Source organism: Pseudomonas sp. G1002, from assembly GCF_013385455.1.
In the GTDB taxonomy this organism is placed as follows: Bacteria; Pseudomonadota; Gammaproteobacteria; order Pseudomonadales; family Pseudomonadaceae; genus Aquipseudomonas.
The window spans coordinates 530,055-541,863 of sequence record NZ_JACAPY010000027.1 but is presented as its reverse complement, the minus strand read 5'-3'; the positions used below and the strand labels follow the sequence as shown (position 1 = coordinate 541,863).

Here is an 11,809-nt window from a genome sequence, read left to right as displayed (position 1 = left end):
ACAGGGAGCATCCCATGCAACATGAAACCCATTCCCACGGCATCAACATGTCAGCCCTGGGTCGCGACAAGCAGAGCCTGAGCCTGGCCCAGGAAACCGTGGCCATCGAAGTCCCGGGCCTGAGCCTGTACTACGGCGACAAGCAGGCGCTGTACGACGTCAGCATGAACATTCCGAAGCAGCGCGTGACCGCCTTCATCGGCCCGTCCGGTTGCGGCAAGTCGACCCTGCTGCGCACCTTCAACCGGATGAACGATCTGGTGGACGGCTGCCGCGTCGAGGGCGCGATCAACCTGTACGGCACCAACATCTACCGCAAGGGCGAAGACGTAGCCGAGCTGCGGCGCCGGGTGGGCATGGTGTTCCAGAAGCCCAACCCGTTTCCCAAGACCATCTACGAAAACGTGGTCTACGGCCTGCGCATCCAGGGCATCAACAAAAAGCGCGTCCTCGACGAAGCCGTTGAGTGGGCACTGAAAGGCGCGGCGCTGTGGGACGAGGTCAAGGACCGCCTGCACGAGTCGGCCCTCGGTTTGTCCGGCGGCCAGCAGCAACGTCTGGTGATCGCCCGCACCATCGCCGTGGAGCCGGAAGTGCTGCTGCTCGACGAACCGTGCTCGGCACTCGACCCCATCTCCACGTTGAAAGTCGAAGAGCTGATCTACGAACTCAAATCCAAGTTCACCATCGTCATCGTGACCCACAACATGCAACAGGCGGCGCGGGTTTCCGACTACACCGCGTTCATGTACATGGGCAAGCTGGTGGAATTTGGCGACACCGATACCCTGTTCACCAACCCGGCGAAGAAGCAGACCGAAGACTACATCACCGGTCGCTACGGCTAGCAGGTGGCTGGTTGCTCACTGAACTGATGCTGCGGTCGACCGCACCTTACTGGACGTTCCAAGGACGCCAACATGATTAGCAAAGAAGGCCTTACCCATCACATCTCCGCGCAGTTCAACGCCGAGCTTGAGGAGGTGCGCAGCCACCTCCTGGCCATGGGCGGGCTGGTGGAGAAGCAAGTCAACGACGCCGTCACCGCGCTGATCGAGGCCGACTCGGGCCTGGCCCAGCAAGTGCGCGAGATCGATGACCAGATCAACCAGATGGAACGCAACATCGACGAAGAATGCCTGCGCATCCTGGCCCGTCGTCAGCCGGCGGCGTCGGACCTGCGTTTGATCATCAGCATCTCCAAGTCGGTGATCGACCTGGAGCGCATCGGTGACGAAGCCACCAAGATCGCCCGCCGCGCCATCCAGTTGTGTGAGGAAGGCGAAGCGCCGCGTGGTTATGTCGAAGTGCGCCACATCGGTGACCAGGTGCGCAACATGGTTCGCGACGCCCTCGACGCGTTTGCCCGTTTCGACGCCGAGCTGGCGTTGTCGGTGGCCCAATACGACAAGACCATCGACCGCGAATACAAGACGGCGCTGCGCGAACTGGCGACCTACATGATGGAAGACCCGCGCTCTATCTCGCGGGTACTGAGCATCATCTGGGTACTGCGTTCGCTGGAACGCATCGGCGACCACGCACGCAACATCTCGGAACTGGTGATTTACCTGGTGCGGGGTACCGACGTGCGGCACATGGGCCTCAAGCGGATGAAAGCAGAAGTTGAAGGTACGACCGATCAAATCCCTAATGTTCCGGGCGTTCCTGACGATAAGTAAGATTGCCCGAGAAATAAACGCCCGGCCTTTGGTCGGGCGTTTTCGTTTGTGGTGTTGGAATTTTTGGCAAAACGCCATCAGCGAAGCGTTATGCTTGCCGGGGTTTTTATAGGATGAAGGGTCGATGAGCAAAGTCAGTGTATTGGTGGTGGATGACGCCTCGTTTATTCGCGACCTGGTGAAGAAGTGCCTGCGTAACTACTTCCCGGGGATCAAGATCGAAGATGCGGTGAACGGCAAAAAGGCCCAGGCCATCCTGATGCGCGAAACCTTCGACATGGTGCTGTGCGACTGGGAAATGCCGGAAATGTCCGGCCTGGAACTGTTGACCTGGTGCCGTGAACAGCCTCATCTCAAAGCCATGCCTTTCGTCATGGTGACCAGCCGTGGCGACAAGGAAAACGTGGTGCAGGCGATCCAGGCCGGGGTTTCCGGCTACGTCAGCAAGCCATTCACCAACGAGCAGTTGCTGAACAAGGTCAAGCAGGCACTGAACAAGATTGGCCGCCTCGACGCGCTGATCGCCAGCGCACCGACCAAGATGAACTCGGCGTTCGGTAACGATTCCCTCAGCGCCCTCACTGGTGGCAAGCCTGACGCAGTCAAGCCGGCCCCGGTGGCCGCGCCCAGCAAAGGCCTGCTCAACAGCCCGCCGGTGCAGGTGGCTGCGGCAGCGTCGCCTGCCAGCGGTCGTGGCCAGGGCCAGTTGCGCCTGTCCAGTGGCACCCAGCAGTGTGTGATCAAGGCCCTGAGTATCAAGGAGGCGCTGCTGGTGGTGCGTCGTGGTGAAATCCTGCCTCAGGTACTGGAAAGCGCCGTGCTCGACCTGGAGCAGGGTGAGAACGCTGAAGTGGCGCGTCTCAATGGCTACCTGCATGCCGTGGTGGCCTACGAGCCCAAGCCCGACAGTGACTGGCTGCAACTGACCTTCCGGTTTATCGACCAGGATGCGCAGAAGCTTGACTACATTTCGCGGCTGATCGCCCGCGGGACCGCACAGAAGCATTTTGTGCCGGGTGCGTGACTTGATGGGGTCTTAAAAAAACCTGTGGCGAGGGGGCTTGTCCCCCGTTGGGCTGCGTAGCGGCCCCAAACCCTGTAATTGAGTTCTGCCTGACCCTGCGCGATAACTCTACTGGGGCCGCTGCGCAGCCCAACGGGGGACAAGCCCCCTCGCCACAGGGTTAGTGTTTGGTTCACATAGCACTGTCATGATCCCTTGTTAGCCTGCCATTCAGTCGTCCCTGGCAGGCCAACCCGATGCTCGTGCGCTCACTGCTGTTGTGTGGACTGTTCGCCGTTGTCATGCCGGCGATGTCCATGACCCTCTACAAATCCATCGACGCCGACGGCGCTGTGGTCTTCAGCGACCGGTACACGCCCGGGGCGCAGGCGTTTGTGTATCAGGAGCGGGTGATTCCCAAGCCTGTATATCCGTCGCAACCCGCTTCCTATCGTTATCCCTTGCCCTGGCGTGGCGGGCCGTTCCGTCTCACCCAAGGCCCCAACGGTACCTTCAGCCACTCCGAGCTCAAAAGCCGTTATGCGATGGACATTGCCATGCCTGAAGGCACGCCAATCATCGCGGCACGTGGCGGTGTCGTACTGAAAACCGAGAACGAGCAGAGCGGGCGCGGCAGCGATCCATCGGGCAATTTCGTGCGGGTGCAGCACGATGACGGCACGCAAGGCGTGTACCTGCACCTCAAGCAAGGGTCGGTCAGCGTCAGGGAAGGGCAGCGCGTGGCGGTGGGCAGCCCGCTGGCGCTGTCGGGCAATACCGGTAACAGCAGCGGGCCGCATCTGCATTTTGTGGTGCAGCGCACGACGGCGTCGGGGCTGGTGTCGATTCCCTATGAATTCAACCAGCCGGTGCAGGCGTTGCCCAACTTTGCGCTGGGCACGCGGTAAGGCTTTTGTAGGAGCGAGCTTGCTCGCGAAAAACCTGAGGGCGCTGCCGGGTGTCAGGGTCCCAGCGTTATTGTTAACGTCCTTCGCGAGCAAGCTCGCTCCTACAGGGGGTGTGCCCTAGTCGAGCAATAGCACCTTGGCCAACACGATCTTCGGCCCTTTCATCTTCTTGATGATGATGCGCAGGCCTTCGACTTCCAGCACTTCTTCCTCTTCCGGCACCCGCTTCAGGGTGTCGTAGATCAGCCCGGCCAGGGTTTCGGCTTCGATGTGGTCCAGGTCGACGCCCAGCAGGCGCTCCACCTTGAACAGCGGCGTGTCGCCACGCACCAGCAATTTGCCCGGCTGGTAAGCGAGGATGCCGCGCTCGGCCTTGCGGTGTTCGTCCTGGATGTCGCCTACCAGTACTTCCAGAACGTCTTCCATGGTCAGGTAGCCGATGACCTTGCCGTCGGCCTCTTCCACCAGGGCGAAGTGCGCGCCGCCTTTACGGAACTGCTCGAGCAGTTGCGACAGCGGCATATGGCGCGATACGCGTTCCAGCGGGCGGGTCAGCTCGGCCAGGTTGAACGACTCGGGAATGTGGTCCAGGGCCGCCAGTTCCAGCAGCAGGTCCTTGATGTGCAGCAGGCCGACGAACTCGTTGCGCACGGCGTCGTACACCGGGTAGCGGCTGAACTTGTGGCGACGGAACAGCGCCAGGATTTCCTTGAGCGGTGCGTTGAAGTCCAGGGTCACCAGGTCTTCCCGGGAGTTGGCCCAGTCCACCACTTCCAGCTCGCCCATTTCCACGGCGGAGGCCAACACGCGCATGCCTTGGTCGCTCGGGTCCTGGCCACGGCTGGAATGCAGGATCAGTTTCAGTTCTTCACGGCTGTAATGGTGCTCGTGGTGCGGGCCAGGCTCGCCTTGGCCGGCGATGCGCAGGATGGCGTTGGCACTGGCGTTGAGCAGGTAGATCGCCGGGTACATGGCCCAGTAGAACAGGTACAGCGGCACGGCGGTCCACAGCGACAGCAACTCGGGCTTGCGAATGGCCCAGGACTTGGGCGCCAGTTCACCGACCACGATGTGCAGGTAAGAGATCACGAAGAAGGCGGCAAAGAACGACACGCCCTTGATCACTTCCGGCGACTGCACACCGATCGCCCCCAGCAACGGCTCGAGGATGTGCGCGAAGGCCGGTTCACCGACCCAGCCCAGGCCCAGGGAGGCGAGGGTGATACCCAACTGGCAGGCCGACAGATAGGCGTCGAGCTGGCTGTGTACGGTGCGCAGGATCTGCCCGCGCCAGCCGTTCTTGTGGGCGATGGCCTCGACCCGGGTCGAGCGCAGTTTGACCATGGCAAATTCCGCCGCAACGAAAAAGCCGTTGAGCAGTACCAGGATCAGTGCAAAAAGAATCATGCCGAAGTCGGCGAAGAGTGTCGCGAGGGTGATGCCAGGGGAAGGGTCCATGATGGGGTTTTGCGGGTTCCGTCTAATCGAAAAGGGTGAGCAGGTGGGCCTGAAAGGCAGGCGCAAGTCCGCCAATGTAGCGGCTGACGGGGCGCTTGCCTAGTGGCGGCTGCCGGGCGGAGGGTCACTCGTCCTGATGAAGGACCCGGGAACGTGTCACCTGGGCCGGCGGGAAATGGCAGGTAAAGGTACTGCCGTGGCCGAGCACGCTACTGATTTCCAGCCGCGCGCGATGGCGCAGCAGCACATGTTTGACGATGGCCAGGCCGAGCCCGGTGCCGCCGGTGTTGGAGTTGCGGCTGGAGTCGACGCGGTAGAAACGCTCGGTGAGGCGCGGCAAATGCTTGGCGTCGATGCCCATCCCGGAGTCCTGCACGCTGAGGTGTGCGCCCTGGTCGTCGGCCCACCAGCGGATGCGGATGTTGCCTTTGTCCTGGGTGTATTTGACGGCGTTGAACACCAGGTTGGAAAACGCGCTGCGCAACTCGCCCTCGCTGCCCTTGAGCAGTATCGATGGGTCGGCTTCAAGGGTGATCTGCTGTTCACGCTGCCCGGACAATGCCTGGGCGTCGCTCTTGATCGTCTGCAACAGGCTTTGCACCGGCACCGGATGGTTGTCCGAGGGGTAATCGGTGGCTTCGAGCTTGGCCAGCAACAGCAGGTCGTTAAGCAGGGTTTGCATGCGCGAGCCTTGCTGCTGCATCTGTTGCAGGGCACGGGTCCAGCGCGGGTTCACGTCTTCGACGTTATCGAGCAGCGTCTCCAGATAACCGCAGATCACTGTCAGCGGTGTGCGCAGTTCGTGGGAGACGTTGGCGACGAAGTCCTTGCGCATCTGTTCCAGCTGATGGATGCGTGTGACATCACGCACCAGCATCAAATGTTCGTTATTGCCGTAGCGCGTCAGGTACAGCTGGATACGCACGCGGTCGTTGGTCGGTGACGGGATTTCCAGGGCTTCTTCGTAGTTGTCCTGCTCGAAATACTCCTTGAAACGCGGGTGGCGCACCAGGTTGGTCACCGGCTGGCCGCTGTCCTGGGGCGTCTTGAGACCCAGCAAGGTCTCTGCGGCGCGGTTCCACCATTCCAGGTTGCCGTCGCTGTCGAGCATGATCACCGCGTCTTTCAGTGCCGCGGTGGACTCCTGCACCCGGTCGATCACCGCTTGCAGGCGCCCGCGTACACGCTGGTCGCGGCGTTGCAGGTGGTAGATGCTGTCGAACACCTCGCCCCACAGGCCGTAGCCGTCGGGTGGTGCTTCGTCGGGTTTGTGCTGGCGCAGCCATTCGTGCAGGCGCAGCAGTTGCTTGAGGGTCCAGCCCAGGTAAAGGCCCAGGCCGACGGCCAGGCTCCAGCCGTAATAGCCGCTGACCAGGCCCACCAGCAGGCAGCCGGTGATCAACAGGAGCATGTGGCGGATCAGGGTGCCATGCCAGTTTTGGTTCACTTAAACACGCGTCCTTTCAGCTGTCTGGGCAGTTCGGGCTGGCTCAGCCTTTGGTGGAAAACCGGTAGCCGGTGCCGCGCACGGTTTGTACCAGATTCTCGTAAGCGTCGCCCAAGGCTTTGCGCAGGCGGCGGATATGCACGTCGACGGTGCGCTCCTCCACATACACGTTGCCGCCCCAGACCTGGTCCAGCAGTTGGCCGCGGGTGTAGGCGCGCTCCTGGTGGGTCATGAAGAATTGCAGCAGGCGGTATTCGGTGGGGCCCATCTCGGCGGGTTTGCCGTCGATGGTTACGCGGTGGCTGATCGGGTCAAGGATCAGGCCGTCGACTTCGATAGGCGCTTCACCATCGGTGGGGCCGGCACGGCGCAGAACGGCTTTCAGACGGGCGACCAGTTCCCGTGGGGAAAAGGGCTTGGTGATGTAGTCATCGGCGCCGACTTCCAGGCCCTGGATCTTGTTGTCCTCTTCGCCCTTGGCGGTGAGCATGATGATCGGGATATCCCCGGTCAGCTCGTCACGCTTGAGGCGGCGGGCCAGTTCGATGCCGGAGGTGCCGGGCAGCATCCAGTCCAGCAGGATCAGGTCCGGCTTGCGGTCGACGATAATGGCATGGGCCTGCTGGGAGTTCTCCGCCTCCAGGCAGTCATAGCCGGCCATTTCCAACGCAACGGCGATCATCTCGCGAATGGGCGCTTCGTCGTCAACGATCAGAATGCTCCTGCCAACCATGCTAAATCCTCTTGTCATTTAACTGTCTTGCGCCGCATTAGATAACGGAATTATTGCAGTCGTGTGACAGTAATTTAGTCGCCTGGGCAATCCTTGCCTCTCTGGACTACGCTTTGGGTCCGAATCCTGACAACCACAAAAGGAAGGTTCCCATGACTCACAGTACTTTTTCCTGGAAAGCCCTGCTGGTAACGGCCGCGTTAACGCTGCCGACACTGGCGTTTGCGGCAGACCCGGCGATGACCAAGGACGGGATGCTGGTGGACCACAACGGCATGACCCTCTACACCTTTGCCAAGGACGCTGATGGCAAATCCATGTGCAACGACAAGTGCGCCACCAACTGGCCGCCGTTGATGGCCGAATCCACCGACAAGCCCATGGGCAAGTGGACCGTGATCACCCGTGACGACCAGAAAAGCCAGTGGGCCTACAGCGGCAAGCCGCTCTACACCTTCATCATGGACAAGAAGGCCGGTGACATGACCGGCGAAGGCAAAATGGACGGGGCGTGGAAGGTCGCCAAGCCTTGATGTGAGCCGGATAAGGGTGAGGGGCCTGGCCTCTCACCGAAACCCGTAGTCCGCGACAATCCCGACAAAAATCGCCAACCCGGCCCAGTGGTTGTGCAAAAACGCCTTGAAGCATTTGAGCCGGTCCTTGTCCCGGGTGTACCAGAACTCCCAGGCAAAACACCCGGCCGCCGCCAGCAAGCCCAGGTGGAACCAGCCGCCCAACTCAAAACGCATCCCCGCCAGCCACAGGCACACCAGTGCCAGGCCCTGCAGGGTCAGGATGATCACCCGGTCGGCATCGCCGAACAGAATCGCGGTGGATTTGACCCCGATTTTCAGGTCATCGTCGCGGTCGGTCATGGCGTAGTACGTGTCGTAACCCACCGTCCACAACAGGTTGGCGATGTACAGCAGCCAGGCAGCGGCGGGCAGGCTGCCCGTCTCGGCGGTGAACGCCATCGGCATGCCCCACGAGAACGCCGCGCCCAATACCACCTGCGGGTAATAGGTGTAGCGCTTCATGAACGGGTAGCTGGCCGCCAGCGCGAGGCCGCCCAGAGACAGCCAGATCGTCATGGAGTTGGTCAGCAGCACCAGCAGGAAACTGATGACCATCAGCACCGCGAAGAACACCAGGGCCTCTTTCGAGCTGATCCTGCCGCTGACCAGCGGGCGCTGTTCGGTGCGCTTCACATGGCCGTCGACCTTGCGATCGGCCCAGTCATTGATGACGCAACCGCCGGCCCGGGTGAGTACCACGCCGAGCACGAAGATCAGGATATTGAGCAGCGATGGCGAACCCTTGCCGGCAATCCACAGCGCCCACAGCGTGGGCCACAGCAGCAGGTAAATGCCGATGGGCTTGTCCATGCGGGTCAACTGGATGAAGTCCCAGGCCCTTGGGTTCAGGTGATTCAGGGATTTGAGCAGGCGCTGGTACATCAGAAACGCTCCGGATGGTCGTGCACGGCTTGCCACAGGGGCGGCAGGAAGATTTCAGCCACCAGCACGCTCAGCGGCCCGCGGTCGAAGCGCGAGCGGCGTGCCCACAGGTGATCGGCCTGGTCCGCCGGGGGCAGCCATTCCCGTGGGTAGCGGCACACCTCGATGGCCTGGCGCGTGAAGGCGTGGTCACAAAACAGTAATTCCCCGAGAGACCGGCTGCCCAACTCATCCATGTGCAAGCCGTCGCCCTGCAAGGCGCTGCGGGCCGCCACGCTGCGGGCAAACACCCACGGCTGGCCATGGCCACGCAAATACACCTCGCGCACCCAGCCGATGCTGGCGGCGGGCAAGTCCAGGGTGGCGCATTCGTCGTCTCGCAGTGGCTGCCAGCCTTCGAACAACGGCGTCACGCTGAAGCCATCGTCGGACAGGCGCGTCAGGCGCCGGGTCAGCGAACCTTCATCGAACAGCCAGTTGAGTGTCAGCGGCGCGGGCAGTGGGCTCAGAAGGCTCTGGGTCAGCCATCGGCAAGCATCGGGAAGGGCGTTTGAATGCGGCACGGAGGGTCATTATTGGCAGTTAATGAGGCGGCGAGCTTACCATGGTGCCCTGGACTTTTGCCGGAGTGCGCCAGGCCCATGCGTCGATCATGCTTGCATCTGCGCCTGCTGATCAGTACAAAACGCCCTGAGCCGCACGGCAAGGTTGCATCTATCGACCGTCGGCCAACGCGCCTGGACCTGAGGAAACAAGTAATGAAGAAGTGGCAATGTGTCGTCTGTGGCCTGATCTACGACGAGAAAGACGGATGGCCGGATGACGGCATCGCGCCGGGCACCCTGTGGCAGGACGTCCCCGAAGACTGGCTGTGCCCGGACTGCGGCGTGGGCAAAATGGATTTCGAAATGATCGAAATCGGCTGATTGCTGATTTAAATCGCAATTCAAGAAACGTACTACAAGGAGAAAGGAATGAACGCACCTGTCGTGATCGTCGGCACGGGGTTGGCCGGTTACAACCTGGCTCGGGAGTTTCGCAAGCTCGATAGCGAAACCCCGCTGTTGCTGATCACCGCAGATGACGGGCGCTCCTACTCCAAGCCCATGCTTTCCACCGGCTTTGGCAAGAACAAGGAAGCCGATGGCCTGAGCATGGCTGAACCGGGCGCCATGGCCGAGCAACTGAAGGCCGAAGTGCGTACCCACACCCGCATCAGCGGCATCGACCCGGGCCACAAGCGCTTGTGGATCGGTGAGGAAGCGGTGGCCTATCGCGACCTGATCCTGGCCTGGGGCGCAGAAACCGTGCGGGTGCCGGTACAGGGCGACGCCGCCGAGCTGATTTTCCCGATCAACGACCTCGAAGACTACGCACGCTTTCGTGCCGCTGCGGCCGGAAAACGCCGGGTGCTGTTGCTGGGTGCCGGGCTGATCGGCTGTGAGTTCGCCAACGACCTGATCCTCGGCGGCTACGAGATCGACCTGGTGGCGCCGTGCGAGCAAGTTATGCCGACCCTGCTGCACCCGGCAGCCGCCGCAGCGGTGCAGGCCGGTTTGGAAGGCCTGGGGGCGCGTTTCCACCTGGGCCCGGTGCTCAATCGCCTGCAGCGCACCGCTGACGGCCTGGAAGCCCACTTGTCTGATGGCGAAGTGATCCAGTGTGACCTGGTGGTGTCTGCTATCGGCCTGCGCCCGCGTGTCGACCTGGCCGCCGCCGCCGGGTTGCAGATTAACCGTGGGATTATGGTGGACCGCCACCTCAAGACCTCCCACGCCAACATCTACGCCCTGGGCGACTGCGCCGAGGTCGATGGCCTGAACCTGCTGTACGTAATGCCCCTGATGAGCTGCGCCCGTGCCCTGGCCCAGACCCTGGCGGGTAACGCGACGGCCGTCAGCTACGGTCCGATGCCCGTCACGGTAAAAACCCCGATCTGCCCGCTGGTCGTCTCGCCACCGCCACGGGGCACCGAAGGTGTGTGGAGCGTCGAAGGGCAGGGCGGCGACATCAAGGCCCTGTGCCGCGACGCCAGCGGCCGCCTGCTGGGTTATGCCCTGACCGGCACGGCCGTGATGGAAAAACTGGCCCTCAACAAAGAACTTCCGCCGCTGCTGGCGTAAATGCTGGTCGTTCTGTCGGAATAAGCATCATTTTGACCGTAGAAAGGTCGCCGTGAGACTGGCGCAGGCCCCGATGGCATGCCATCCTCACTCCCGTCTGCCGCAGAGTAGAGCCTGCGGCGCCTTGGGCGCTGCTCCGATAGAGAGCAGCACGGACATAACAACAAAAAACCGTCAAAGAGGCTTCACTTATGCGTAAACCAGAACTCGCAGCCGCTATTGCAGAAAAAGCAGACCTGACCAAAGAACAGGCCAACCGCGTACTCAACGCCGTACTCGAAGAAATCACCGGTGCGCTGCATCGCAAGGACAGCGTCACCCTGGTGGGCTTCGGCACCTTCCTGCAGCGCCACCGCGGCGCCCGCACCGGCAAAAACCCGCAAACCGGCGAGCCGGTGAAAATCAAGGCGAGCAACACCGTTGCGTTCAAGCCAGGCAAGTCGCTTAAAGACAGCGTCAATCCGTAAGTCATGTAGAACGCGCTACGCACATGCGAGTGTGAGCGCGGGATGAAAAATGGGCACGCCGACTGGGTCGGGTGCCCATTTTTTGTGGGTGGGCAATCCTTGCTCAATCGTTGAGCTTCAAGCTGTCCACTCGTTCTCAATACACCATTGCTGTACATCCGCAATTAGTTGCGCCGATACCGGTTGCAGATTGGGGAGTTTTTTCTCGTATTTCTTAATACTTTCAACAAAAAATGTAATGAATGCCGCACCTATTAATTTGCGCTGAGCAGCTATGTCTTTTTTCAGTGGAACAAAATCTTCCTCGTCCATGGCGATATCCAGACCGAACATTTTGTCTTTTGCGTAATAACGGCAAAATGTTTTTCGTTCCAGGTTCTTCGGCAGGCATCGCATGCAGACCGCCAGTTCCCAGTCGAGGGTGGGATACTTTTTTTCAAGAATCTCACTCAGGCCATTTAGCTCGTCGGTGATTTCAAAGACCTTTGTCCAACTCGGTGAGTCCGATGTCGTATCGACTCGCATAAAGTA

At 61.1% G+C, this 11,809-nt stretch carries 14 protein-coding genes; 8 read left to right on the top strand and 6 right to left on the bottom strand.

What is annotated here, in order from left to right; genetic code table 11:
• Positions 1-14: 14 nt before the first annotated feature.
• The 4 genes from pstB to HX801_RS16755 all read left to right on the top strand — a co-directional run bounded on the left by pstB (position 15) and on the right by HX801_RS16755 (position 3,593).
• Positions 15-848: a phosphate ABC transporter ATP-binding protein PstB gene (gene pstB, locus HX801_RS16770; protein ID WP_003213395.1), complete on the top strand. Its 834-nt coding sequence runs from the start codon at positions 15-17 to the stop codon at positions 846-848.
• 72 nt (positions 849-920) lie between these two features.
• Positions 921-1,682, top strand: coding sequence for a phosphate signaling complex protein PhoU (gene phoU, locus HX801_RS16765; protein WP_003213392.1), 762 nt, complete (start codon positions 921-923; stop codon positions 1,680-1,682).
• A 124-nt stretch (positions 1,683-1,806) separates the two neighbouring features.
• A complete protein-coding gene (locus tag HX801_RS16760; RefSeq protein WP_003213389.1) occupies positions 1,807-2,706 on the top strand; it encodes a response regulator in 900 nt (299 codons plus the stop codon).
• A 236-nt stretch (positions 2,707-2,942) separates the two neighbouring features.
• Positions 2,943-3,593 (top strand): M23 family metallopeptidase, encoded by a 651-nt coding sequence (locus HX801_RS16755; RefSeq protein ID WP_008439474.1) that lies wholly within the window; start codon positions 2,943-2,945, stop codon positions 3,591-3,593.
• A 117-nt stretch (positions 3,594-3,710) separates the two neighbouring features.
• On the opposite strand, the gene HX801_RS16750 is transcribed toward HX801_RS16755, so the two are convergent.
• The 3 genes from HX801_RS16750 to phoB form a co-directional block, all read right to left on the bottom strand.
• The gene (locus HX801_RS16750; protein WP_003213385.1) at positions 3,711-5,051 is read right to left on the bottom strand and encodes a hemolysin family protein; all 1,341 of its coding nucleotides are present in this window, start codon (positions 5,049-5,051) and stop codon (positions 3,711-3,713) included.
• A 124-nt stretch (positions 5,052-5,175) separates the two neighbouring features.
• Positions 5,176-6,498, bottom strand: coding sequence for a phosphate regulon sensor histidine kinase PhoR (phoR, locus tag HX801_RS16745; RefSeq protein ID WP_008439473.1), 1,323 nt, complete (start codon positions 6,496-6,498; stop codon positions 5,176-5,178).
• Positions 6,499-6,541: 43 nt separating this feature from the next.
• Positions 6,542-7,231, bottom strand: coding sequence for a phosphate regulon transcriptional regulator PhoB (gene phoB / locus HX801_RS16740; protein WP_003195617.1), 690 nt, complete (start codon positions 7,229-7,231; stop codon positions 6,542-6,544).
• Positions 7,232-7,383: 152 nt separating this feature from the next.
• On the opposite strand from phoB, the gene HX801_RS16735 reads away from it, so the two are divergent.
• Positions 7,384-7,764: a hypothetical protein gene (locus tag HX801_RS16735; RefSeq protein ID WP_003213380.1), complete on the top strand. Its 381-nt coding sequence runs from the start codon at positions 7,384-7,386 to the stop codon at positions 7,762-7,764.
• Positions 7,765-7,797: 33 nt separating this feature from the next.
• Here HX801_RS16735 and ubiA read toward each other — a convergent pair whose 3' ends face one another.
• Positions 7,798-8,688, bottom strand: coding sequence for a 4-hydroxybenzoate octaprenyltransferase (gene ubiA / locus HX801_RS16730; protein WP_003213378.1), 891 nt, complete (start codon positions 8,686-8,688; stop codon positions 7,798-7,800).
• Positions 8,688-9,251 carry a chorismate lyase gene (locus HX801_RS16725; protein WP_177022393.1) on the bottom strand — a complete coding sequence of 188 codons (564 nt, stop codon included), beginning with the start codon at positions 9,249-9,251 and terminating at the stop codon, positions 8,688-8,690. Before HX801_RS16725 ends, ubiA begins: the two co-directional genes overlap by 1 nt.
• Before the next feature lie 195 nt (positions 9,252-9,446).
• Here HX801_RS16725 and HX801_RS16720 point away from each other — a divergent pair, with 195 nt between their 5' ends.
• The 3 genes from HX801_RS16720 to HX801_RS16710 all read left to right on the top strand — a co-directional run bounded on the left by HX801_RS16720 (position 9,447) and on the right by HX801_RS16710 (position 11,278).
• On the top strand, positions 9,447-9,614 hold the full coding sequence (locus HX801_RS16720; protein WP_003213373.1) for a rubredoxin: 168 nt from the start codon (positions 9,447-9,449) through the stop codon (positions 9,612-9,614).
• A 48-nt stretch (positions 9,615-9,662) separates the two neighbouring features.
• On the top strand, positions 9,663-10,811 hold the full coding sequence (locus tag HX801_RS16715; protein ID WP_003213371.1) for an NAD(P)/FAD-dependent oxidoreductase: 1,149 nt from the start codon (positions 9,663-9,665) through the stop codon (positions 10,809-10,811).
• A 191-nt stretch (positions 10,812-11,002) separates the two neighbouring features.
• Entirely contained in the window at positions 11,003-11,278 is a 276-nt protein-coding gene (locus HX801_RS16710; RefSeq protein WP_003213368.1) for an HU family DNA-binding protein, read from the top strand.
• Between the two features lie 117 nt (positions 11,279-11,395).
• On the opposite strand, the gene HX801_RS16705 is transcribed toward HX801_RS16710, so the two are convergent.
• Entirely contained in the window at positions 11,396-11,803 is a 408-nt protein-coding gene (locus HX801_RS16705; protein ID WP_003213360.1) for a hypothetical protein, read from the bottom strand.
• Positions 11,804-11,809: the final 6 nt, after the last annotated feature.

Excerpts from the sequence above, each read along its gene's own strand:
- pstB (WP_003213395.1), top strand. The coding sequence starts at position 15 with ATGCAACATGAAACCCATTCCCACGGCATCAACATGTCAGCCCTGGGT.
- phoU (WP_003213392.1), top strand. The coding sequence starts at position 921 with ATGATTAGCAAAGAAGGCCTTACCCATCACATCTCCGCGCAGTTCAAC.
- HX801_RS16760 (WP_003213389.1), top strand. The coding sequence starts at position 1,807 with ATGAGCAAAGTCAGTGTATTGGTGGTGGATGACGCCTCGTTTATTCGC.
- HX801_RS16755 (WP_008439474.1), top strand. The coding sequence starts at position 2,943 with ATGCTCGTGCGCTCACTGCTGTTGTGTGGACTGTTCGCCGTTGTCATG.
- HX801_RS16750 (WP_003213385.1), bottom strand. The coding sequence starts at position 5,051 with ATGGACCCTTCCCCTGGCATCACCCTCGCGACACTCTTCGCCGACTTC.
- phoB (WP_003195617.1), bottom strand. The coding sequence starts at position 7,231 with ATGGTTGGCAGGAGCATTCTGATCGTTGACGACGAAGCGCCCATTCGC.
- HX801_RS16735 (WP_003213380.1), top strand. The coding sequence starts at position 7,384 with ATGACTCACAGTACTTTTTCCTGGAAAGCCCTGCTGGTAACGGCCGCG.
- ubiA (WP_003213378.1), bottom strand. The coding sequence starts at position 8,688 with ATGTACCAGCGCCTGCTCAAATCCCTGAATCACCTGAACCCAAGGGCC.
- HX801_RS16720 (WP_003213373.1), top strand. The coding sequence starts at position 9,447 with ATGAAGAAGTGGCAATGTGTCGTCTGTGGCCTGATCTACGACGAGAAA.
- HX801_RS16715 (WP_003213371.1), top strand. The coding sequence starts at position 9,663 with ATGAACGCACCTGTCGTGATCGTCGGCACGGGGTTGGCCGGTTACAAC.
- HX801_RS16710 (WP_003213368.1), top strand. The coding sequence starts at position 11,003 with ATGCGTAAACCAGAACTCGCAGCCGCTATTGCAGAAAAAGCAGACCTG.
- HX801_RS16705 (WP_003213360.1), bottom strand. The coding sequence starts at position 11,803 with ATGCGAGTCGATACGACATCGGACTCACCGAGTTGGACAAAGGTCTTT.